We start from the raw sequence: 24,192 nt of genomic DNA on the forward strand, positions 1-24,192 counted from the left end.
CGATTTTCCTCCCCCTTGAAAATAGCCCGTTACCAAATCACCTTTACCGACACGCCGGCCGGGTCATTCTCGTAACGGAAAAGCACCGTCGAGCTGCCTTCGTCCCACTTGAACGCCAGCGGCATCCGAATGGAGGTCCCTGTCGCGCTAAAAGCTACGGTTTTAGGCTTGCGCGGGCATTGGAATCTGGCGGCAGCCTGAATGCCTTCAGGTCCGTAAGCCTTAAAGCTAAAACCGTCATCACTCTCTTCTATACGGTCGATACGGGAAGCTGCCGCAATCAGCTGTACGCCGCCTCCCGCTTTGCTCAGGTCATAGAGCAGCGCTTGCTCGCCTTCGTTAACCGTAACCTCATCCACAACGGGAAGGTTCGCGTCCAGCAGATCGACCAGCTTGCCGTAGATTTTATAAGGCTCTTCGCTCACGGATTCATCCAGCACGGCTGCAATAATATAAGGGCCTCTGCGCAGCGCCATGCCGTTCTTTTTCACCCAGCGAAGAGAGCTCTCTGCCGTTGCAATAGCGGAGGTTACCGTCTGTCTCAGCTGCTCGCCCGCTTCCGGCAGGATCGCGCATTGCGACGGATGCAGAGGCAAGTAGGCCAGGCAGCCTTTGCCCACGGCATATTCTCCCGGAGCCAGCGACGTTTCCAAGCCCAGACTGGCGAATAGATGCTCCATTGGCGAAGCGAACTTCTTGCTGCCCTGATTCCACCATTCGCGGACGGTATGGAAGTCGTCGCTGCCGTCTCCGACGTAGACCAGCGTGCCGCCTTCCTTCACCCATTCCGCCAGCGCATTGTGCAGTCCGGACGATTCCGGCTTCATATATTCATAGCTGAGCACCAGGACGCGGTAATCGTCCAGGTACCCCGGGAATCTTCCCGCATTGTCGAGCTGAACCGGACGGACGGCTGCGCCATGCTTGAGGAGCGGCAGCGCAAGGCCATAAAACGGCGACCAGTCCAGCAGCTCCATAAACTCGCTGCCAAGCGCCGACGCAACCTCCGTGCCATCGTATTTGAAGGAAGTAGCTTCTTCGCTCCAATCCGGGTGATTACGCTGATACATCGCCGAATCGGCGAGCAGCAGACCTACCTGCAGGCTGTCCGTCAGCCATTCCGCATCGAGCCCATCCATGGTGCCAAGCACGTTTAACACCGTTTGCAGCTCCGTTGCGTAAGCGGCCGGAATTCTTTCCTTGCCGTTCCCGCCTTCTCTTGGGTATTGCCCTTGATAAATTCTTCTCGGCCAAGGGCATACCTCGTAACGGCTCACATGCGGATGCAGCAGGGACGCGACCAGCGTGCGGATATAATTGCTGCGGTAGTCCTTCCACGTATGCTTCGGGTCGTCGGCAATCGGGTCATGCAGGAACCACATTCTGCGGTCGGTGCCGCGGACAAGCTCCTGCATAATGCCGTATTCCAGATAGGCCGTCTCAAACGTACGCTCCTTGCGGACGCCGTTATACACATTTGGCGTTTGCGCCGTACCCGTCCATACCTGCGCGATATAGCCGTCCACACCCGGCAGCTCAAGCAGCTTGGATTCCGGGCTGACGATCCGCCATTGCGTATAGTTGATTAGGCTATGCGTCGGCACGTAAAAGCGAATCCGGCGGCCGTACTTCTGCATCGCATATTCCTTGAGGGTACTGCAAATCCGGTCAAGCGTGCGGGTATACAGGTAAGCCTTCAGCTTCGAAGCGCGATACTGCGCATCTACAGAAGCATGCGGAGCCTGCCAAGGCTCGCGGTAATAGATCTCCCATTCGCGCTTGAACGCATCCGAATAACCGCCCTCCACCCAGAATTCCGGCTCCTCCAGGTGAATCGCCTCTACGCCGGCGTCTACGGCGATCCGGATCCGTTCGGTCAGAAAATCGGCGTAAGCAATTGTAGGTACCATATAAGGAATATCCTCGGAGGTGCCGTGAATGATATTTTCATATTTTCGGTTTTTCTGCGCTTCGTCCCAATGCGTCCGGCCGTCGACCTTACCGTTCAGATAGTCCTGATAACCGCCCCAGGATACGCCCGTCATGAGATGAACCACATAGCCTTTTTCCTTCCATGTCCGGATCCGTTCCTGAAAATCCCCTTGGATGCCATAGACCATAACGAAGTCTGTCTGCAAATCATAGGACGGATGGTAGGGTCCACCCTCCTGAAAGCCCGTTAACTCTTCCTGCCGATTCTTTCTGATCATGACTGCAACATCCTTCCTCTATCCATTCGCTTATTGGCCGAAAATAAAACAGGAGGGAGCCGTTACGCCTTCCCTCCTGATTGACCTAACCGTTACTAGAGCTTCACGCGAAGCGACTTGATCTCGAACGGTTGGAACGACAGCTTCGCCCCAGCCTCTCCGATCGTATTTTCCATCAGATCCACTTCCTCGACGAGCGAGACCGGAATCCCGAAACCAACCGATGTTTCGGCAAACGTTCCGGACACCTCGTACAGACGGATAATGAGATCATCCGAATCCTCGGCTTTCTTCACCGCTTCGATCATGACATGCGGATGATTCACTTGAACAAGAGAGGCAAGGGAAGCCGTGCGTCCTGCTGCCGAAGAAGCTTGAGAAGGCTCGGCAACCGTCAGCGGCGTATTCAGCTCATACCCTTTGCGGTATACCTCCGCCTGGATAAAGTCTCCACGGTGCGGATAAACCGCATAGACGAATTGATGTTCCGCGCGGTCGGCCACCGGATCCGGATAGCTTGGACTGCGGAGCAAATTAATGTCCAGCACGTTCCTTTCCGCGCTGTAGCCGTATTTGCTGTCGCTGAGCAGAGCTACGCCGTAGTCCGGCTGCGACAGGTCAATATATTGATGCGCGCATATTTCATCGCGAACAAATTCGATCATCGTGTTCCTTGTTGTCGGACGCTTCAAATAACCAAATTGAATCTCGCAGTTCACATGGTCGGACATGACCTGAACCGGGAAGGAGACGCGAAGCATCTTCTCCGATTCCTTCCAATCCGCCTTGGATTCAAAGCTTACGGTGGTTGCTTCTTCATCCAGCACAATCCGCTGTACCAGCGTGGATTCGCCGAAGCGGTAATGCTGCTCCAGCACCGCTTGGCCTTGTTCCACCGAGAAGGAGCTTTCTTCAAGCTTCATGCGGCCAGCCACCGTCTCTCGGTAATCCCGAGGGAAATCCCAGGCATCGCCTCTGTCGTGATACACGGTCAGCACGTTGGCCTTCTGGCCCAGCATAATCGCTTCCCGGCCTGCTGCTTTGTCGTACAACGACTCGATGCTTCCGTCCTGTCCAAAGCGAATGAGCAGATTCTTGTTCTCAAGAAGCTGCTCGCCTGCGCGAAGCCCGGATTGCTCCGTCTGCTCTTGGCGAAGCTCCGCCTCTGCAAGAGACGCAAAGCCCATTGCCGGCACTTTCACAGCATAACGGCTGCCCTTATGCTCGACAACCTCTTCGCGTTCCCACGGCAAAGAGTTAAAGACAACCGCCTGACCTTCACGGGCACCCGCGAGCTCCGCCACTCTGGCATAGGTTTGCGCAATTAGCTCCCGCGTGCGGCCATGCATTGCGGCATAACGCTCCAGCGATTCTTCAAAGACGCGAGTAATCGAAGAGCCCGGCAAAATATCATGGAACTGATAGAGCAGTGTTTCCTTCCAGATCCCTTCAAGCTCCTCGGACGGGTACGCATTCTCACCCATTGCGAGCAATAGGGAGGCTGCAAATTCAAGCTCGCGGAGCGATTTCTCCATCTTGCGGTTATACCATTTGTTCCGGGCCTGCGAGGTCAGCGTACCTTGATGCTTCTCCAGGTACAGCTCTCCGCGGTACGTCTGGAAGCGCGCTCTCTCTTCCTCAAGCTTATGGAAGAAAGACAAGGAAGACTCTTGAACAACCGGCGGCAGTCCAAGAAGATTATGTTCGCGCGACAGCCGTTCCAGATGCTCCTCGCCCGGTCCCCCGCCGCCGTCGCCGATCCCGAACAACATTAAGGCATGCTCGGACACGTTGCGGTCGAGATAGCTGTTCTCAATCTTGGCGAGCGATCTTGGCGCGCCCGGGCTGTTGTACGTATCCTCCGGCGGAAGATGCGCCAGCACCTTGCTTCCGTCAATACCCTCCCATTCAAAGCTGTGATGCGGATGCGTGTTGTACACGTTCCACGACAGTTTCTGGGTCATCATATAATCGACGCCCGACTTTCTGAGCAGCTGAGGCAAGCTGGCCGCATAGCCAAATACGTCCGGCAGCCACAGCACCTTCATCTCCTGGCCGAATTCCTGCTGGAAGAACCGTTTGCCGTACAGGATCTGGCGAACCAATGCTTCGCCGCCGGAAATATTCGTATCCGGCTCCACCCACATCGCGCCTTGTACTTCCCAGCGCCCTTCCTGAATACGCTCCTTAATCCGGTCGTACAGCTTCGGATAATACTCTTTCATCCATTGATAGAGCTGCGGCTGGCTTGCGCCAAATACGTAATCCGGATATTTCTCCATGTTCGTAAGCACGGTAGAGAAGGTGCGTGCGCCTTTCCGGATCGTCTCGCGGATTGGCCACAGCCACGCAAGGTCGATATGCGCATGGCCGATTGCGCTGACCGTCACAACGGGATCCCCGCCTTTTTTGGCAAGCTCCTTGGCCAGAATTTCTCTCGCCTGCCGAGCAGTCTCTTCATCAATCACTTGCAGCTTATGAGCCGCGTCATAGAGGCTTTGAATCAGGCGTTCTCTTCTCGCACCGTTCTCCGGCGTATGCTCGGCAAGCTCGATAAGCACCTCGTAATCGTAATACAGCTGCCGGATTTCCTCGTAACAGATCGCGATATCGGCTTCCTTCAAGGTGCCGCTGCGGTATCTGCCGAACAGGTCGTTACAGCCGGCATCCGCCCACAGATCAATCTGCTGGCCAGCGGCTTCATAACCAAGATCAACGACGCGTTTGCCAGGCAGGCCAAGGCTGAAATCAAATTCGGAGTTGATATTGGTAAGGCCCTGCATCGGCGAGCCTTCTTTATCAACGAGGCATAACTCACCGTTAACGTCGATCAGCATGACGGCTTTTTTCCCGCTAACGGCTTCCGGGACAATTCCTTCAAACCGGAACCAGGCGCAATCCCACAGGTTGCCCCATTTCGCGCCGGGCGTAAGCTCGACAAGCTCGCCGGAGGTCCGCTCCGCGTATGGCACCGGCTCCTTCGTTACCCAGGCGGTTACTTTCAGCGCGGAGACGGGTTGGTAGATCGCTTCGCGTATGCGAGGAAGGAGATCCTTCGCTTTCTGCAGCTTGATTCGTTTCGTTTCGTATGGCATAAAGTCACTCCTGTGAAAAAAAGAGGACTGATTAACAGTCCTGTGGCCGGAAGGATTGGATTAACTGGCTATGAGCACTAGGGGAAAAGGGTATCCTCTTCCGGCCGCTGTTGCCTGAGGGAAAAATCGGATTAGATTTGTTATATGAAATTTCCCTCAGGCAAAGGCGAACGCTTACGCTCCTCCAGAGCATACACCTTCTCCTCCTAGAGCTCAGCCACGTTATCAGCACTCCGGTCGTACAGGACGTGTTAAGAAAGTCCTCTTTTTTGATTTTTATTGTTTGGTAATTTGTTCCGCTTTCTTTTGGGCGTCGTCGAGAATAGCTTTTACGTCGCCTTTGGTCATCAGCGATTTCACCACTGCGTCGCCCCATACTTGCCATACCTTGGAGTTGTCTTTCGCAAAGGTAGGAAGACCTTGGACATTGCCGTTCATCGCTTGGTAATGCAGGTACATTTCCGGATGCTTTTGCTGGTAATCAGGTGCCTCAGCGATTTCCTTCAGAATCGGGGAACGAACGTTGGAGTCCGCAATCAGCTGCTGAATTTCCTTGCTGTACATCGCTTTGATATACTCGAATGCCGCGTCTTTGTTCTTCGCGTCCTTCGGTACCGAGTGGAAAGCCGCGCCAATCGTTACGTTGGCAGCCGCTCCGTTAGGCGACAGAGGAATTGGCGACATGCCGCATTCCAGCTTATTGTCTTTACACTGCTGTACTTGCCAAGGACCGTCGATCAGATAAGCAATCTGGCCTTTGTTCCATGCATCGAAATACGTGCCTTCCGTATTGTTGACCATCAGACCGGCCGGATGATCCGCATTCAGCTCGCGGAGCAAATTAACCGTCTCTACGTTTGCATCGGAGTTGAAGGTCGGCTGGCCGTTCGCATCGGCATAAGAACCGCCGTTAATTCCGATCAGCGCGCCGTAGCGCAGGTATCCGCCGAAGTTAGGACCCGCGTAAACACCGCCGCCATAGAACTTGCCTTTGCCCGCTTCCGTTACTTTCTTCGCATTGTCAGCCAGCTCTTGCCAGGAAGTAATCGGCTTCTCCGGGTCGATGCCTGCTTCTTTCACCAGCTTCTTATTCCAATACAGGCTGCTTACGCCAGGCTGCGAAGCAAGACCGTAAATTTTGCCGTCGTACTCCATTGGCTTCCATGCCGCAGGCGATACATTTGCGCGGATATCCGCAGCCATATCGTCCGGGAACGGCTCGAGCAGCCCTTGCTGCGCGAAGCCAGGCATTTGCGTTTCGCCTACGATAATATCGGGAACGTTTTTAGCGAGGAAGCCTGCTGTCTCTTTCTGGATCAGCGGCTCGCCCCAGCCCCAGTCTTCGGTTTTCACGCTAATATTTTTCTCATGCAGTTTGCCTGCGATAATTTTCTGGTAATGAAGCGGGAATGCCGCTACCGGGTTGCCCGGCGTATAAGTAACGTCAATGCCTTTCCCTTTCAATTCCTTCTCTTTTGGCGCGAACAGATCGTCCAGCTTGCCAACCCCGATCCCCACGGCTCCTTCGTTCAGAACCGTAATCGTTACCGGATTGCCCGTTCCCGTGTCCGTGCTTTCCGACGGAGACGGTGAAGCAGAGGCGGATTCAGCCGGTGTAGCCGAATTTTGCGGCGAGTTGGTTGCTGCCGAATTATTGCCGTTATTGTTACCGCCGCAAGCTGATAATGAAACCGTTAATAGTGCAGTTACAAGCAAGGATGTGATCTTTGTACTTTTCACATGGAACCCCTCCAGATTAGGATAACTGACTTCTTGGCATTAATATATCATGACTATTTGTTATATTCAATATGTTATAACAAATATTTTCCCTTAACCTTTTATGCCTGTATTGGCGAGACCCTGCACGATGTACTTCTGGAAGAAGAAGAAAATAAGCAGCGCGGGAATCGTCATGCCTAGACCAAGCGTAATAATAAGCGGCCAGTTCGGAATAGCTCCCGGGCTCGCGGCAGCCGAGGACAGTCTTGTTATCGCGGCAGGCAGCGTCTGCAGCTTATCCGAAGAGGTATAGAAGAACGGCGTGGCAAAGTCATTCCAGGTAGCCAGCGCTGTCGTAATGGCGATAAACGCCATAATCGGCAGCTGCAGCGGAAGCATGATTTGGAAGATAATGCGCATGGTGCCCGCACCATCCACTTTTGCCGCTTCATCGAGCTCGAACGGTATTTTCTCAATGGACTGCTTAACGAGGAATGCCCCCATGATATTCAAGCTTGGTCCGCCGATGAAGTACACCCACCACGTGTCGAGAATCCCGGAGCCCCCGGTGAAAATATGGTTGCCCCCGGCAAACGGAAAGCGCGCAAATTCCAGATAAGTCGGAATGAGGGCAATCGTTCCCGGAATCATTTGCGTCCCCAGCAGGACAAGGAACAGCTGATCCTTTCCTTTGAAACGCAGCCTTGCGAACACGTACCCGGCCAGCAAAGAAGTGAGAAGCGCCCAGAAGGTGTTGTAAATTGTGCGATAGCCGGAATTAATGAAATATTTCTGTATGCCTGCATCGGCAGAGCCGTAGAACAGAACTAAAAAGTTCTGAAGGGTTGGCGCTTTGGCAATCGGTAACAACCCGATAATGGAGCTTGTAAACTCGTCTTTCGTGAAGAAGCCGGCCAGGATCATAAAGACCAAAGGGTATAACAGGACAAGTCCGATACCCAGCAAAACCAGATGGGCAAACAGATTGCCAGGCTTCAGTTGAAACGCCAGCTTTTTGGATAAGGAATCTTTCATGCTTTAGGACCTCCTTTAACCCCTTTGATCTTAATCGTTGTGCTTCTGTCCGAATTCGTCGACCAGCGGTAATAAGCGATGGTAACCAAAAAGACGATAACCGCCATAATAAGCGAGGAGGCTCCCGCCATGCCGAGGTTGAAATCCCAGAACGCGTCGCGGTAGATGCGGAATACAAGCACTTCCGTTTTCCCGTAAGGACCGCCGCCCGTCATGAACAGCACCTGCTCGTAAATCTGAATCGCGCCAATCAAGCTTGTAATGACAATGTAGGTTGCAATCGGCTTCAAGCCTGGCAGTGTCACGTTCCAAAGCTTGCCCCAGCGTCCCGCTCCGTCGATTTCCGCCGCTTCGTACAAGGAGACGTCAACGGACTGCAAGCCCGCCAGCCAGATCAGCGCCGCGCCCCCTACGCCCTTCCATACGGAGTAGACAACGATCCAGAACACGCCCCAGAAAACGGAATATTGCCATACGATGGGTTCCTTGCCGATTGATTTCAGAAAGTTATTAATAACGCCATTGTTGGTATCGAGAAGGAGATTAAAAATCTGCGTAGTCGCAACCGTTGACGTAACCGCCGGAATGTACCAGATGGACCGGTAGATTCCTTTACCGAACAGCGGCATATTCATTAGCAGAGCTGCTCCAAAGCCGGCAATCAGGGTAATCGCGGTAACAAGTCCCCCAAGCCAGATCGATCTCCATAAGGCTTCGTAGTAAAGCGGATCGTGGAAAAATCGAACGTAGTTGTCAAACCAGACAAACTTCGGATTAGCCGCAATGCCAATCCAGTCGAAAAATCCGAGGAAAAAGCCAAATAGCGTCGGGAACCCCGACAAGACAAGCCACCACAGTATCATTGGACTCAAGATGGCCGTCGCGATTAATGCATCTTTGTGTCTGACCGCAAACTTTTTGAGAGAGGACTTTGTTGATGCGTTTTGGACTGGCAGATGCAAAGATGCGGTTTCTACAACTTTCCTGTCGTTCATAATCATCTTCCTCCTTGCTTGTTTTAGACTTTCTCAAATGCTATAAAACCCTTATGCAATTAATTATATTTGTTATATCAAATTAGTCAAATAAAAAAAAAGAAAACCCAACCCCTTATGATGCAAGGGAATTAGGTTTTCTCGTATGTTTTGCCTGTATGACGGCTTATGCTTTCGCTTTTGCCGTGGTTTTGCGTTCAATCAGGGTTGGCTTCAAGATTTTCTTCTCGAACTTAATCGGCTGCTTGCCTTTATTCTCGATGACTTGAAGCAGCAGCTGCACCGCTTCGGCTCCCATTTGATATTCCGACTGGTCGATATGCGTCAGCAGGCTGAACTCCTCGAGCAGCGGCGTCGGGTTATCAAACGTCACGATGGAAATATCCTCCGGAACGCGAAGGCCAACCTCCTTGGCAATCGATAAGATCTGAACGCCAAGCGAGCAGTTAAGCGCGATATAAGCGGTCGCCATCTGATTTTTCACGAAGCGGTAGAATGGATGCTCAGCACTCATGCCTCCGCCGTTAATATGGATATCATTCAGAATGAGAGACGGATTAATCAACGCTTCCTTCTGTTTCATGGCTTCCTGGTAGCCTTGGATCCGTTCGTCTACCGATACCGTCATAAGCGGAGAGTCGGAGCAAATCGCGATATTGCGATGTCCCAGCTCCCACAGATGGTCAACCGCCAGCATCGTCGCGAACGCGCTGTCCGATGCGACAACGTTTGTCTCCACGCCCGGCAGATACCGGTCAATCAGGACAAACGGGTAGTTTTGCATTTTGAGCGCGATAATCTCTTCGTTATACACCTCTGCGTCGACAGGGAAAATAATAAGCCCGTCAACGGTGTTCTTCATCTCCCGGATAACTTCCTTCTCTTTCTCCTTGGAGTTGTTGGTCAGCATAATAACAAGCGAATAACCTTTGGCCTTAAGGCCGTCCGTTATCCCCGCTATTAAGCGAATGGCAAAATAATCGGCAAGCACCGGGAACACGAGACCAATTTTCACTTTAGGTTCCGACTGCTCTCCGCGCGTTTCGCTGATCGGGCTGACTGCCATCTGCTTTTCCGGGATGCCTTTGACGAAGCTGCCTCTTCCCGGAATCCTGTAGATCCAACCATCCTTCGCTAGTTCAGCAAGTGCATTCACAACCGTAATCCGACTAACGTCGAATTCGTCCATCAGATCTTTTTCCGTCGGGATTTTATCGTCCTCTACGAGCTCCCTGGAGATGATCAGATCTTTGAAATGATTCTGTATTTTAATATACAGAGGCTCTCTATCTTGACTCACGCGTAATCCTCCTATCCGGACCGCAATTCATAGGTTATAACAAATATACCATATTCGGGTTTATTAACAAAATAGTTATTTAAACAATTGTCTATTTTCTTCCGTAGAGCAAAAACAAGGGCGCACTTCGCATGCGCCCCTGTCCGTCACAGGATCTTTAATTTACTTTCCTCCGTTGACGGAAGAAACCGCTTCGAATGCCTTCATAACGCCTTTGTCCTTCAGCACCTTCATGAAGATGCCGCCAACGACCGTCCGGTGCTGGAAGCCGATTTGACGCGCGGTAACCGTATCCGTCCAATCGGAGAACTGTACGCGGTCTTCCGTCTCGTTCAGCATATCCCAGATCGGGCTGACCAGCTCCTCGAAGTCGTCCTGGTTATCCGACAGCGCGGCCGACCAGACAAGCCAGTCGTTCTTCGTATAGTTGGCACGGTTGTCGAGCGGCGTGCCGTAATCGTTGCTCATTTTTTTATACCAGCTGATCTCCTTGTTAATCATCTCTTTGGAGAACAGCTCGGTGCCGAACAGCACATCCCAGATCAGGTTGTACTTGAGGCTCCACGTGCCTTCCGAGCCAAAAGCCAGCTTCGTATGGTCGCCATCCGCCGCAAGCTGCTCCCATTGCACGGCCATTTCCTTCGCCTTGGCCATGTAACGGCCTGCCGTTTCTTCATCGCCTTGCAGCTTCTTCAGGATCGAATAGCTCGCTACGCCCATAACCGCCTTCACGGACAGGTTCGCGTTGCGCGCAAGGTGGCCGGCAAAGTCATCCGTGCACAGCTGGTTTTCCGGATCAAGGCCGAACTCGGTCAAGTAGTCCGCCCACTCGCCCAAAATATCGATATGGCTGAACAGGTAGTCGCGGTTGCCGCCGGCAAGAGCGACGGATGCCGCCATGCAAAGCATGTTGCCGCATTCTTCAACCGGCATTTGTCCCTCGCGCTGGTTCTCGCTGTATACCTGTCCGTTGCCGATCGGGTATTGGCCGATATCATGCGGCGCGAATTCGAAGGTCCAAGCATCGCTCTCCGCATACTTCAGAATCGGACGAATCATCCCTTCCACCAGCTCCGGTGCGTACAGCAGGAACATCGGCACGGATGGATAGCTGACGTCAACCGTAGCCATGCAGCCGTTGCTGTAGCATTCCTTGGACAGGAACAGAATCTCGCCTTCCGTATCGAGGACAAGCTTATGCGCAGCGATAGCCTGGCGGTAGGATAACGCGAGAAGATCCGCGTAACGGCTGCCGCCGGATTGTTCGCCTTCGGCAATGATTTGTTTATCGAAAGCAGCGCAGCGCTCGAGCAGGCTCTCGTACTCCGAGAATGCGGCCGCGATCATTTCCTCCGTGCTTTGTCCTTTTCGTTTCCAGTAAGCTTGCAGCTTCTCGCCGAAATATTCAATCGCAATCACATCGTCGTAAGCGAGCACGGCCAGGCGTTTTTCCGTTACGGAGCCTACGCTGCCAATGTTGTAGACAAGCGCCATTACCGGCTGAACGTCTGCAACAATCTGCGCTTCCGTCTGTGCCGGAGATTCAGCCAATTTCTCGTTGCGAACAAAGTTTTTGCGAATATGCGCAGGCGCTATGTAGCCGCTCACTTGATCGGATTTCTCCGCGTTCAGGTAGAAGTAACCCCAGTCAATGCGGTGGTCATCGCCGGAACGGTTCACGGGCTCTTGCGTCTCATGAGCGATCTGCAACGAGATCAGGCCGTCCGTTTCCTCTTTCTTGCTGATAACGGCTTGCTTGGATTGATCCACGCACCATTCGCCGGTAACGTCGAAGTAGATCTGTACGTCATGCTCCCCGCCGTCGGTCGAGCGTACTTCGAACGCTACGTAGGAAGCCGGTCTCGACAGCACGTCCAGGTCATTCAGAAGCAGCGGAGACGTAAAGCGGACGGTCAATTCGATTCCTGCCGATTGGAACGTGTAAACGGTGCTGAGCGGAGATACGGTTACGCTCTTTTGCTCCATCGCCTGCGGTTCCGTGTAATATCGCTCAGCGTTAGGCTCTACCAGCCCTGCAAATCGCTCGACCATGCCGTCAATTCGGATCAAGCCGGTCATGGCATGCCGTTGTCCCGTCCAATGGCGGGTAAAGTCATCCGTAAGACGGTCCGCTTGGGACCATACACTGAAATAAGGATCTACCGTTACGAGAGGGACTGCAGGAGGGCGAATTGCGCTCATGAAAACAACTCCTTTATCATATTAACATTTGTTATAATGGATATATTATAATGCTATATTAAATTTTATGTCAATGAGCAAAAACGGGCGATGTACAGGTTTTTCTCCCTAGTAGTCTTACACACAATCCAATTCCAAGCTTGGTTCATATTCATACCTTAACACTAAGAATGAAAAGGACTGTGATTATGCCCAATCTAGCAGCTGAGATGTATTTGGAATTATTGAAGAAAACGATTCTATTTGAAATCTGGCTGGAGCATGAGCCCGGCGCCACGAAGGAGAACCGCCTTCAAGGCCTCGATTGGCCCATTATTGCGCATAGCATGATCGGCCGGATCCGGATGAACAACCTCCATATGCTGATGAATGACGTCATCGCCAACAACGTTCAGGGAGACTTTATTGAAACCGGCGTATGGCGCGGCGGAGCATGCATCTTTATGGCGGGCTATTTGAAAGCGCATGGCGTACGGAACCGCAAGGTGCTTGTGGCCGATTCCTTCGAAGGGCTGCCAAAGCCGGACCCGCAATATCCGATCGACGCAACCTCCAAATTCCACGAGCAGGACTTTTTGCGCGTTTCCTTGCCGGAAGTGCAGGGGAATTTTAAGAAATATGACTTGCTGGACGACAGCGTTGTCTTCCTGAAAGGCTGGTTCAAGGACACGCTGCCTACTGCGCCAACGGAAAAAATCGCCATTGCCCGCCTCGACGGCGACATGTATTCCTCTACCATGGACGCGCTGAACAACCTCTATCCGAAAGTATCCGTCGGCGGCTATGTCATCATTGACGACTACTCCATCGGCTATTGCGCCGCAGCCGTACATGATTTTCGCGCTGCCCATAACATCACGGACCCGCTCGTGACTATCGATATTACCGGCGTGTATTGGAAAAAGACGAAGTAAGCTTGAGCAGCAAAAAGGAGCAACCGGCTGGTTGCTCCTTTTTGCTACGGCCAGTTGGCCGCCGGATCTGGCCTGATTTGGCAGCTAACTGGCCGGATCTGGCTGGACTGCCCCAGCTTCCCGCATAGCGGATTCCTTAACGATGCGGCATATCGTTAAGCTGCCGGAATCGGGCCGCTGACGGCGGCTTAGCGATGTCGCACATCGTTAAGGTCGGCGAAATTGGCCGAATCCGCCCTTTTTCACGCTCAGCGTGACTGCTTAACGATATGGCATATCGTTAAGATCTCTGGTTTGGGCTCAAGACGCCGCCTTAACGATGTCGCACATCGTTAAGGTCGGCGAAATCGGCCAGTTTCGCCCTTTTTCACGCTCAGCGGAACTCCTTAACGATGCGGCATATCGTTAAGCTGCCGGAATCGGGCCGCTGACGGTGGCTTAGCGATGTCGCACATCGTTAGGGTCGGCAAAATCGGCCAGTTTCGCCCTTTTTCACGCTCAGTGGGACTCCTTAACGATATGGCATATCGTTAAGCTACCGGAATAGGGCCGCTGACGGTGGCTTAGCGATGTCGCACATCGTTAGGGTCGGCAAAATCGGCCAGTTTCGCCCTTTTTCACGCTCAGCGTGACTCCTTAACGATATGGCATATCGTTAAGGTCCCTGATTCGGGCTGTTGACGGCGGCTAAACGATGTCGCACATCGTTAAGCTCGGCGAAATCGGCCAGTTTCGCCTTTTTTCACGCCCAGCGGGACTACTTAACGATACGGCGTATCGTCAAGGTTCTTGATTCGGGCGCGCGCCGAAGGCTTGACGATGTGACACATCGTTAAGCCTTCCATCAACACTCGTTCGACCGCGAAGCAACGCGGCCTACGTTGGATTCACTCCAGCGTAAAGGTACATTCTACCCGCGTTCGTGTGCCTAAGTTGGATTGCGTACAGCAAAATGGGCTCATATCCACCTAATTAACCTCAAAACATAAATTTAGTGGAATGATTCCAACATAGGTTGAAGAAGCAACAAAAAAAGAGCAAATTTACTGGAGGAAATCCAATCTATCGAGAGTTCACCCTTACTACCTGCTGCAAACAGCTGACCTATTCAAATGAAAAAGAAGCTCCTAAGGTCATCTAAGATGACTTCAGGCAGCCCCTTTATCATGTTGCTATCTTTTACCTACTGCCTCTCACTTTCTCGCAATGCAAGAAGTGAGTCTCCCAGCTCTATGAGCTCGTGTCTCAGCAGGATTTTATTCGTATACTTGGACGGGATCCCGTCATATCCCCAGTAGATACCGGCCAGTCCGCCTGCGATGGCGCCAATCGTATCGGAATCGCCGCCTTTGTTTGCCGCACGCTGCACCACATCCCCGAAGCTTTCCGCCGCAAGCAGATGATGGACAACCCATTCCATCGTGTGAACAACAAAGCCATCCGGCGGAGATGCCGGCGCAGCACCGTTCAGCATCTTTTCATAGCGGGTTCCTATTATTTCGGCTCGGATAGCCGCAGTCAGCTGTTCCCCTTCCAGCAGTCGAGCGGCAATCCGATTATAGATAAGACAAGCTTCCGCCGCCAGCGGATCCTCATGCGTCATCTCCGACTGGCGTCTCGTTACCTCTTCCATGAATGCCGCATCCCCATAAGCAAGAGCAACTGGCAAACAACGCATCAACGTTCCGTTCCCCGCCGTTTTTCCGCCGAGCAACATACCAGCCCTTCTCGACGCCTCCGGCCAGCTTCCGGCATAGAGGCCAAACACTGTCCGGATAATATTCCCGATATCCTTCGGATGGTTAGCCTTCCACGCCATAAAATACTCCCCGATCGCCTCAATTGGTTCCTGCGGATTGCGCAAAATCCCCCTTGCTACCGCTATCGTCATTGCCGTATCGTCCGTAATCTCTCCGGCTTCAAGCTGCCAGACGCCTCCGCCAACGATCTCCTCCAGCCAGCCGTGCCTGCGCCGGATTTCCGCTTCGCTCATAAACTCCGTTGTTCCGCCCAGCGCATCGCCAACCGCAACCCCAAACAAACCGCCCAGAATTCGGTTCCGCATTATCGTAACCCCCCCATCCATTCATATGGATTTCTATATTTCTCGTATCGCCCGAGAACGGCTTTTACCTGCTGCACCCTCTCCTCCAGGCTGCCTCGAAGCGGAATAAATGGAATTTTGCGCTCAATCAGATCCGCCACAATCTGCTTCTGAAAAATAGATCGTTTCACTTCACCCGAACGGTCCGGCGTATCGTCATAAGGAATATCATCCTCGCAAAGGAAGACGAGGTCATAACGCGAAGCGCAGCGGACCGCCAGCTCCTCCAGCTTGGGATGAGCTTCACCATGATAATAGAGAGAAAACATATAAGTCGTGATCGCATTGGTATCGACAAACAGCACATCCTTTGCTTCAAGCAGCAAACGCTCCTCCCGCTCCAGATGGCCCTCCGCAATCTCGACCAGTTGTTCCAGCGTCAAGCGGCGCTCGATCTGATGCTCCTCCCAATATTCCCGGCCATACTCCGGCATCCATACCGTCTGCAGCTCTTCGGTCATGCGGGCGGCAAGCGTTGTTTTGCCGGTAGAAGGGGCTCCGAGGAATACGGCGTTCGTAATAAGATCCCGGTAAACGATCGGATTCACCAAGCTTTTATTTTCGAACAGACCCTCTCGCACCTTCGTGCCGGATACGGGAAACGTCTCCCGAAGCGGATCGACCTGACGATTAACCGCCCCAAGCGCTTCGCTCATATGCTCGCCGTAGAATTCGCTGGAATAGAAATGCGTAACCTTTCGCCCACCAAGCAAACCCAGAATATAATTCTCCTGTATACGCTTGATCTCGGGCGTATCCCCGCTGTCCGACGGACCATCCCAAGCTTCCAGCACTTCCACGGCTGGATACAGCTTGCGAATCCAGCGAGCCCGAACCGATAACGGCACAGGGGTCACCTCGGGGCTGTCGTAAAAAACGACAATCAGATGGTCGACTTCTCGCAGCGCCGTCTCCACCACATGCTGGTGTCCGCGGTGAAACGGAGCAAATTTGCCCAGCGTCAGCCCTACTTTTTTAGCCGGCATACGTGTTCACCTCATCTTGCAGCGCCTGTACAGCTGAAGCTCTCCGCGCATATTCCCGCTTCCACTCCACAAGCCCCATAATCGCAATGCCGAGAAAAACAACATATAAGAACGAAGTCGCGTACAGCTCCTTGTAGTAATACATCCCAATCGAAAGAACGTCCACGACGATCCAGAAATACCAGCTTTGCAAGATTTTGTACGAGAGCAGGAACTGGGCGACCAAGCTGAGGGTTGCGATAAAAGCATCCAGATAAGGAATAGACGCATCGGTATAACGTTCAAGAATGTACCCCCACGCCACCGTGAAAACAACCAGGAACGCAAGGAGCGGCGCAGCCATTCGCGGAGTCCAGGTTCTTGTCGGCCGAACGGCCGCCCCTTCGCGCTTGGTCATCCATACGGCCCAGCCATAAAGGCTAAGCACGAAAAAGAATACCTGCAGCGTCATATCCGCATACAGCTTTACGTTCAGGAACATATAGAAAAAGCAGGCTACGTTGACCAGGCTTATCGGCCAGGTCCACATTTTCTCCTTCGCGGTCAGCCATACGGCCGCCAATCCGGTTGTTGTAGCCGCAATCTCGATAGCGCTCGACGACGTAAAATAAGCGACCGCCAGAATCGCCGCAAGCAGTCCAAGCATCGATAGATTTTGCTTCATCATGCTAATCTCCTCCTAAAATGAATGATCACCGAAATGGACATTCTCTAACCTTTTGTGATGATTCATACTTCGTAAGCATTCATTAACTATAAATCGAAAGCTCCGGCACAAAGCCGGTAAAACGGTACAGCTGCGCCGCACGCTGCGAATACTGATTGGATTGCTTCAAGCTTCCGTCCGTGTGGCGGACTTCTTCAATGAGACCCTTGCGGCTTTGCGTGGAGGTTACTTTGCGAATAAAATTCTTCTCTTCAAACGCCGGCACAACCGTCTGAATGATCTGATACAGCTCCCCGATCGTAAATTCCTCCGGCAAAAACGCCTTGGCAATTGGCTCAGTCACCATCTGCTGCTGAATCCGCCGGTAAGCGTCACGGATAATGTCATGATGGTCAAAAGCCAGCTCCATCTCGAGCACTTCGCTTAGTGGAAAAAGCTGCACGTCCTCCGCATCGTCCGATGCCCGCCTGTCTCGTAGGTATCGCTCGTTCACCAGCGCGCAGAAGGCATGACTGATCATCCAGCCCCGCGGGTCGCGCCCAGGTTTGCTGTACACCTTCAGGAACTCCATGTGCACCTGCTGGACACCGGCTTCCTCCTTCAGCTCCCGAATCGCGCATTCCTCCACGGTCTCCGTCTCGCGGGTAAATCCGCCCGGCAATGCCCATTGACCTGCAAAAGGCCATACCTTCCGCCGAATCAGCAGCACCTGAAGCTCCCTGTTCGGAAGAGCTTTCTTTGCCGTCTCTTTCTCCTGTGAGGTAATCGTAAAAATAACAATATCCGTAGGCGCACCATCGGGAGTCCGGTAGTTGCTGGCGGAATAATTCGTTTCGTTTTCGTTCAGGTTCAAGGGTACTGGGCCTCCTCCGTAACTCATATTATCACTTTGATAATATCAATATGACATAATGAAAAGGAATGTGCAAGCACTTTCTGGAAAAAAAGAAATGACCGCCATACGCGAGGTAGGCGGTCATTCCCTTTTCCCTTATTTCAATATAATCCGTTCCTGCTCATCGGCTTGCACATAATCCAGCTCAATGGCTTTCTGAATGCCATTGCGGATCACCCGGTCAAGCGCATTGCCCGATCTTGCGTAGCCGAGCAATTTAACGACCTGCTTGATCAGATCCTCTTGCGGCAGGCTGATTTGCGCAGCAAGCACAGCCTTCACCGCTGCAGCAACTTCCTCCGCAGGCAGCTCTTCCGCCGCCCGTCTTGCTTCTTCCGTTGCAACCCTGTACCGGTCGTAACCTGACGGTTCGCTGCCTTCCGGCCAGTAGAACACGGCTCCATCGGAGATCGTCTCCACAGGCTTCAGCCGTACAATCAGGTCGGTGAGACGCTGATCAAGCTTAGCTCCTAGGCGGGTAATTCCCCATGCCTGCAGCACCCGCTTTGCCAGCAGACTGCGGCTGATTGGCCCTTCCTCGCGGATGACCTGCCTGATCTGTCCAAGGATCAGCTCCGTCGATGCGGGAGAATAGAAAAGGTCTGTTCCAAGCGTAACCGGTTCAAGCTGGCAAGGGATATACGAAAGCGATGAATCCTGCTTACCCGTGGCTTCAACCGCTGCGGGTTCTTCCGAAGCTTCCTCAACATCCGCATCCTCAGCAGTAGAAGAAGCGGTCGCCGAATGAATCATTACAACCGGTTCAGGAGGAGCAACCGGCACTGCCACAGGCGTTTTTTCCTTGGCTTGCTCAATAGCTCCGACCACCTGCCGGATCACATTCCCCTTGTTCTCCCACCATTCCGGACTCCATACGCGAACTAGGTTCCAGCCAAGCTGCTCCAGCACCTGCTCGCGTAAAATATCCCGGTCGCGGGCAGCCTCAGCATCCCGGTACATCGGTCCGTCAAGCAATATCCCAAGCACATATTGCCCTTTATTCACCGGATCAAGTACCCCGAGATCAATGCGGTAGCCCGACGCGCCTACATGCTGCTCCGTTTCATAACCAAGAGCCTTCAGCTCGTCGGCCAAACTGCGATGAAGATTGGATACAAGCGCAATTTGCTCGGCAGCTGAGCTTGCCGGCAGCGCTCGCTGGCCTTTTTCCGCGTAATCCAGGAAAGCTTTGAGGCCCAGAACGCCTTGCGCGCTGATCCTGCTCGCATTCAAATGATGCGACATTAACGTCGAGTAGACCAGCATCTCATATCTGGCACGGGATACGGCGACGTTCAGACGGCGCCAGCCGCCTTGCCGGTTCAGCGGTCCAAAGTTCAGATTCACCTTGCCGGCTGCATCCGGTCCGTAACCTACGGAGAACAGGATCACATCCCGCTCATCGCCCTGCACGTTCTCCAGGTTTTTCACAAAGATGGGCTCCGGAAGCTTCGCGAATAACAGATCCAGCTCCTGATCCTGCTTCATCGCTTCCTCGAGCAGATCCTCGATCAGGGTCTGCTGCACGGAGCTAAACGTTACCACCCCAATACTGCGCTGGCGCAAGACCGGATCCTTCACTCTGCGAATGATCTCCGCTACAACCGCTTCACCCTCCGCCCGGTTCTGCTTCGAACGTCCGCGGTCATAATAGCCTTCGATTGGTATAAGAGTCACGCTGGAGACCGGCTCATCCGGAGACGGGAAGGTCATCAGCTTGTTCTCGTAATAATGCGCATTGCTGAAGGCAATCAGGCTCTCATGCCGGCTTCGGTAATGCCAGGTGAGATGCCGCTCCGGCATGCCAAGCGCCAAGCAGTCGTCCAAGATGCTTTCCATATCCTGCAGCGCTTCTTCCTCATCCGCATCGCTTGAGTTCTTCGAGAAGAAGCTTGTTGGCGGCAGCTGCTTCGGATCGCCTACGATAACGGCTTGATGCCCTCTCGCGAGCGCTCCAACCGCCTGCGCCGTCGGTACCTGGGACGCTTCGTCAAATATAACCAAATCAAACTTCGCACCATTCGGATCCAAATACTGCGCGACCGAAATGGGGCTCATCAGCATGCAAGGCGTCAGCCTTGGAAGAAGATTCGGGATCGTCTCGAACAGCTTGCGAATGGAGAGATTCCGTCCCCCGCTGCGAATGGCTCTCTGCAAAATACCCGCCTCGGAGCTTTGCGCGGCTTCCACCGTCATTTGCGGGATTTTGGCCGATAAACGTGCCGCAATCTCCTGCTGGGTTAAGCTCAAATACTGCTGGTCCGCGGCTCTGAACCGCTCAATCGTATCCTCGAATAATTTGCCCGAGAAGGCCTGCAGGCTTTGATCCCTCGCAATCATGTAGTTGGCAATGGATTTGTACAGCCCTCTCTCATAAGCGGCAATCAGCAGGGCATTAGAGATCTGGCCTTCCTCATACGGCGTAATAAGAGACAACAAGCCTGCTTCTACCGCTTCCGTGCGGACCCTGCGCCAAGTCGTCCATTCGCGCAGCCGCTCGATATGCGTGGACCATTGCTGTGCTTTTTTTACAATATATACCAGCCACTCCCCTGCATGCTCCGATGTCCGCAGCTTCTCGAATGGAATGCTCAGCAGTCTGGCTAGCTCTAACTCATCCGCCTTAATCCGTTGATCAAGACTTCCTACTCCTTGCAGGAGGGTAATCTGAGCCTGATCATGACGGCCGTCCAGAAGGATATCCGTCATTTGCTGTCTCAAGGAATTCGCAGCAGTCCGGCTGCCGGACCATTGAACAAACGTGGCTTGCAGCTTTTCTACCCAATCGCAGGCAGCAGCAAGCTCCTCCCATTTGCCGTCCTCCGCATCCGCCCATGCCTGACCAAGATAAGGCGCTGCAGCTGTTTTCATCGTCTTCAGCTTCAACTCTTCTTCCTGCCAGGCGGTTAGTTCCACGAGAGCGGGCTTAACCTGATCTTTAGAGAAGGAAGAGGCGTTAACTGCCAGACCTTTTAGTCGTTTAAAAATACGCTTTTGCCCCGACCACTTCGGCAGGAACCATTGCAGCTCCGCCCGATCCCATTCCGCTAAAACCGATTTTGCGTCCAGCGCGGTGACTTCGGAGGTGAATCTGGCGAAAACCTTCGTCCGGAGCTGATCTCTGCGCTTGCCTTGCTCGGCCGTTGCCCTCACCTGCGCTGCAGCCTCTTCGACATCGGCAGTCTGAAGGAAGGCCGGCTTGATCTCAGGAACCCGGCTCGCCAGCTCGCAGAGCTGCATCAGCACCTGAAGACGCTGGTAGCTGAGATTATCCGCAGGCCCATTTAGCTTCAGACGTTCCACAGCCTGGCTTACGGCTTCACGCAGCTGGTCCAGCAGCGGAATATACCGCTTCAGCACCTGATCCGCTTCCGATTTGATCGCTTGCGAATAGGTGGTAAGCTCGGCGTCGCTCAAAGGATGAAGATGCGGATCCCCGCAATCCGCTCCCGCGATTTGCAGACGTGCCGCTAGATCCTTCCAGAGGATCAGCTTTTCCGGCGTTAAGGCATCTATAGAAGCATCATCAAAACGGACGGCGGCAGGAGCCTCTCCCGCTTGTTCGTACCCGGCTATTGCTTCGAATAGGGTCAACCCGAATGGATATTTACGGTGAAGGGCCGATACATAACCGTTCAGCTCGTTCCTGAGCTGGAACAAGCGGTCCGCTTGGCTGCTCCAGGTATTTGGTGCCGGAATCTTTTTCGCCTCGATAGCAGCAGCTAATTGATCCAGAACGGATTTTTTCGTGCTCTTATTCGAATGCAGCTCCAGGCAGAACGGACCAAGCCCAATCTGCTCCAAACGGCGCTGGACGACGGATAAGGCCGCCATTTTCTCCGCGACGAACAAGACCCGCTTCCCTTGCGCCAGCGCATTGGCAATCATGTTCGTAATCGTCTGGGATTTGCCCGTTCCCGGAGGGCCATGAAGCACAAAGCTTTGGCCGCCTGCCGCCGCGCGAACCGCCGATAACTGCGAGGAATCCGCGCTAATCGGAATGGATAACCGGGTTGGATGATCCAGATCCAGCGGAGTTGTCTCCTCCGGCTGCTCTTCCCATTTCAACTGGCCCTCCATCAGGCTGGCCACGATTTTGTTCCGGGCAAGCTTATCGGCATGCGTGCGGATATCATTCCACATGACGAATTGGCCAAAGGAGAACAAGCCCAGGTAGGCGGTTTCCTCCACATCCCACCTTGGCACCTGAATAAGCGCATGGCGGAACACATGGAATACCTGCTTCAGGGCAATGCCCTTCTCGTCGCGAGGCAGAGGGTCCAACCCGTCAATTTCGATGCCGTAATCCTGCTTCAGCATCTCCAGCAGCGTAATGTTCATCTGCGGCTCTTCGTCTCTTGCCCGGATGACATAACCTTGCCGCGAGGACTTCCGGATAATATCAACCGGGATCAAAGCGATTGGCGCATAACGAGGCAGCTCGCTGACCGGAGTCTCATACCATTTCAGAAGGCCCAGCGCCAGATACAGCGTATTGGCCCCATTTTCCTCAAGGGAGACTCGGGCCGAACGGTACAGATGCACCATTCTTCTCTCCAGCTCCACCGCATCCAGATCGACGCGCAGACGCTTCCGGTTGAACTCCTCTCTCAGAAGCTGAGCGAGCGGGTGATCGTTATTAATGCTCTGGTACAAATCCGCATTCCGGCCGTTGTTCTGCCAGTCATTAGGCTTAGCAAGCAACTGGAATTCCTCGCCGTCTGCCAGCGCATCCTCCAAATCTCCTAACTGAGTGGTAATAACCGGAATACTCGACTTGGACAAACGGAAGTTAAGAAGCGAATTCCTAAGCGTCAGATCGAGCAGCCTGCGTTCCCATAACTTCTGGCGTGGGGATTGCGACAAAGCGTCCACTTCGAGCGGTTTTTCGAAAACATCAACCAGCCCAGGCGCAGCGGCATCCGTCTCGCCGGGTGTCACCGCTTGAGGCTCTACAACCCAGCCTTCGGGCGTAGCCGTACGAATCGGCAGCGGGCGTACCGCCGCAGACCGGGCTCTTCGAATATCCAGCAGTAAGTCGAATTGATCGGGATCCTGGAGATGTTTTTCGGCTAATCCAACCGCTTGATCAAAGCTTGCCGTCTCTCCCTCCACGAAAGCCGTCGCTTCCACCACGCAGATCTGGTTCATTCCCGATGCGATCCGCTTCGTTAGGACGGAGATATCATCCTGCACGCTTTCCGCAAAAGTCTCCTCCTCCAGCCATAAGCCGGAGAACGCATGCCCCTTCGTGAAGACGAGCAGCGGATGCAATCCAACCGCCTCCAGACAAGCCGTGTAGAGAAGAGACAGGTCCAGACAATTCCCCATGCGATGCGTAAAAATCGTCTCCGGCAGACGTACGCGCTGCCCAATGACTTCAAAGCTTGGCGGCGCCACGTTATACGCGATTTTCCGGTTCTGCAAAGCTGCGTAAATGGCAGCCGCTTGCGTACGTACCTTGTTCGGATCCTTGCTCTGATAAGCGGTGAACGAGGAGCTTCCGGTCCATTTGGCCAAAATATCCGCGGCCTCTCGGACGACCAACGCAATATGATGATGATTCGGCATGACAAAAGCCGCCGTCAGCTCCGGCAGCACGGCAAGCCCGCTCCACTCATCGAAGGCTAATACGGCTATCGTCCCGCGCTCGCGGTAGACTTCCGAGTCCCCTTGAAGCACTTGCAAAGTAAGCGTCCCGGTCAACCGTTCGGACAGATTAGCTAGATAAGACGCCGACATCTGCAGATTTACCGTTCCGAGATTGAGCGATTGGCCGGCAGGCAGCAGGCTGTAGCTTTTGCTCCACTCGTAAGCAAAATCCGGCTCGGCCGTAATCCGGACCGTAAAGTTAGCAAGATCTTCTTCCGTATGATTATGTATCTCTATCGATCGAACGACCGGTACATGATTCTGCTGGATGCCGTAATTGACAATCTCGCTGTAGGACCAGTCGCAGGATATACGTTTATTTTCCAAAGGCCTTAAACCTCCTTGCTTTCCGTTTCTATCATTGGATGTCAATAGATTTACTATAGCACTAAAGAATTAGGATTTCTGCTAAATT

The 24,192-nt window shown here is 53.3% G+C and carries 13 protein-coding genes; 1 reads left to right on the forward strand and 12 read right to left on the reverse strand.

All coding sequences use genetic code 11. The annotated features are described in order from the left end of the window. Positions 1 to 29: 29 nt before the first annotated feature. From PGL01S_RS07055 to PGL01S_RS07085, 7 genes are all read right to left on the reverse strand, one after another. On the reverse strand, positions 30 to 2,210 hold the full coding sequence (locus PGL01S_RS07055; RefSeq protein ID WP_174806532.1) for a DUF4350 domain-containing protein: 2,181 nt from the start codon (positions 2,208 to 2,210) through the stop codon (positions 30 to 32). A gap of 95 nt (positions 2,211 to 2,305) precedes the next feature. Further along, positions 2,306 to 5,305 carry an alpha-mannosidase gene (locus PGL01S_RS07060; protein ID WP_127492892.1) on the reverse strand — a complete coding sequence of 1,000 codons (3,000 nt, stop codon included), beginning with the start codon at positions 5,303 to 5,305 and terminating at the stop codon, positions 2,306 to 2,308. A 276-nt stretch (positions 5,306 to 5,581) separates the two neighbouring features. Further along, on the reverse strand, positions 5,582 to 7,045 hold the full coding sequence (locus PGL01S_RS07065; protein ID WP_127492894.1) for an extracellular solute-binding protein: 1,464 nt from the start codon (positions 7,043 to 7,045) through the stop codon (positions 5,582 to 5,584). A 93-nt stretch (positions 7,046 to 7,138) separates the two neighbouring features. Further along, the gene (locus PGL01S_RS07070) at positions 7,139 to 8,062 is read right to left on the reverse strand and encodes a carbohydrate ABC transporter permease (RefSeq protein WP_127492896.1); all 924 of its coding nucleotides are present in this window, start codon (positions 8,060 to 8,062) and stop codon (positions 7,139 to 7,141) included. Next, positions 8,059 to 9,057: a carbohydrate ABC transporter permease gene (locus tag PGL01S_RS07075; protein WP_116394290.1), complete on the reverse strand. Its 999-nt coding sequence runs from the start codon at positions 9,055 to 9,057 to the stop codon at positions 8,059 to 8,061. Before PGL01S_RS07075 ends, PGL01S_RS07070 begins: the two co-directional genes overlap by 4 nt. A gap of 166 nt (positions 9,058 to 9,223) precedes the next feature. Next, positions 9,224 to 10,357, reverse strand: a complete 1,134-nt coding sequence (locus tag PGL01S_RS07080) for a GntR family transcriptional regulator (protein ID WP_127492898.1) — start codon at positions 10,355 to 10,357, stop codon at positions 9,224 to 9,226. A gap of 162 nt (positions 10,358 to 10,519) precedes the next feature. Then, positions 10,520 to 12,559, reverse strand: a complete 2,040-nt coding sequence (locus tag PGL01S_RS07085; protein WP_127492900.1) for a glutaminase family protein — start codon at positions 12,557 to 12,559, stop codon at positions 10,520 to 10,522. Positions 12,560 to 12,747: 188 nt separating this feature from the next. Here PGL01S_RS07085 and PGL01S_RS07090 point away from each other — a divergent pair, with 188 nt between their 5' ends. After that, positions 12,748 to 13,473, forward strand: coding sequence for a TylF/MycF family methyltransferase (locus PGL01S_RS07090; RefSeq protein WP_127492902.1), 726 nt, complete (start codon positions 12,748 to 12,750; stop codon positions 13,471 to 13,473). Positions 13,474 to 14,656: 1,183 nt separating this feature from the next. Here PGL01S_RS07090 and PGL01S_RS07095 read toward each other — a convergent pair. The 5 genes from PGL01S_RS07095 to proA all read right to left on the reverse strand — a co-directional run bounded on the left by PGL01S_RS07095 (position 14,657) and on the right by proA (position 24,104). Next, on the reverse strand, positions 14,657 to 15,538 hold the full coding sequence (locus PGL01S_RS07095) for an ADP-ribosylglycohydrolase family protein (protein WP_244935534.1): 882 nt from the start codon (positions 15,536 to 15,538) through the stop codon (positions 14,657 to 14,659). Further along, positions 15,538 to 16,563, reverse strand: a complete 1,026-nt coding sequence (locus tag PGL01S_RS07100; RefSeq protein ID WP_127492906.1) for an AAA family ATPase — start codon at positions 16,561 to 16,563, stop codon at positions 15,538 to 15,540. Before PGL01S_RS07100 ends, PGL01S_RS07095 begins: the two co-directional genes overlap by 1 nt. Further along, positions 16,553 to 17,230 (reverse strand): nicotinamide riboside transporter PnuC, encoded by a 678-nt coding sequence (pnuC, locus tag PGL01S_RS07105; RefSeq protein WP_244935535.1) that lies wholly within the window; start codon positions 17,228 to 17,230, stop codon positions 16,553 to 16,555. Before pnuC ends, PGL01S_RS07100 begins: the two co-directional genes overlap by 11 nt. 82 nt (positions 17,231 to 17,312) lie before the next feature. Further along, positions 17,313 to 18,083, reverse strand: coding sequence for an NUDIX domain-containing protein (locus PGL01S_RS07110; protein WP_127492909.1), 771 nt, complete (start codon positions 18,081 to 18,083; stop codon positions 17,313 to 17,315). Positions 18,084 to 18,221: 138 nt separating this feature from the next. Then, positions 18,222 to 24,104, reverse strand: a complete 5,883-nt coding sequence (proA, locus tag PGL01S_RS07115; protein WP_127492911.1) for an anti-phage protein ProA — start codon at positions 24,102 to 24,104, stop codon at positions 18,222 to 18,224. Positions 24,105 to 24,192 lie beyond the last annotated feature (88 nt).

The sequence above is a fragment of the Paenibacillus glycanilyticus NBRC 16618 genome (genome assembly GCF_004000805.1).
GTDB lineage: Bacteria > Bacillota > Bacilli > Paenibacillales > Paenibacillaceae > Pristimantibacillus > Pristimantibacillus glycanilyticus.

What these genes read in the sequence shown, in the direction of transcription:
- pnuC (WP_244935535.1), bottom strand. Translation starts at nt 17,230, where the DNA reads ATGATGAAGCAAAATCTATCGATGCTTGGACTGCTTGCGGCGATTCTG.
- PGL01S_RS07085 (WP_127492900.1), bottom strand. Translation starts at nt 12,559, where the DNA reads ATGAGCGCAATTCGCCCTCCTGCAGTCCCTCTCGTAACGGTAGATCCT.
- PGL01S_RS07070 (WP_127492896.1), bottom strand. Translation starts at nt 8,062, where the DNA reads ATGAAAGATTCCTTATCCAAAAAGCTGGCGTTTCAACTGAAGCCTGGC.
- PGL01S_RS07095 (WP_244935534.1), bottom strand. Translation starts at nt 15,538, where the DNA reads ATGCGGAACCGAATTCTGGGCGGTTTGTTTGGGGTTGCGGTTGGCGAT.
- PGL01S_RS07055 (WP_174806532.1), bottom strand. Translation starts at nt 2,210, where the DNA reads ATGATCAGAAAGAATCGGCAGGAAGAGTTAACGGGCTTTCAGGAGGGT.
- PGL01S_RS07060 (WP_127492892.1), bottom strand. Translation starts at nt 5,305, where the DNA reads ATGCCATACGAAACGAAACGAATCAAGCTGCAGAAAGCGAAGGATCTC.
- PGL01S_RS07075 (WP_116394290.1), bottom strand. Translation starts at nt 9,057, where the DNA reads ATGAACGACAGGAAAGTTGTAGAAACCGCATCTTTGCATCTGCCAGTC.
- PGL01S_RS07100 (WP_127492906.1), bottom strand. Translation starts at nt 16,563, where the DNA reads ATGCCGGCTAAAAAAGTAGGGCTGACGCTGGGCAAATTTGCTCCGTTT.
- PGL01S_RS07090 (WP_127492902.1), top strand. Translation starts at nt 12,748, where the DNA reads ATGCCCAATCTAGCAGCTGAGATGTATTTGGAATTATTGAAGAAAACG.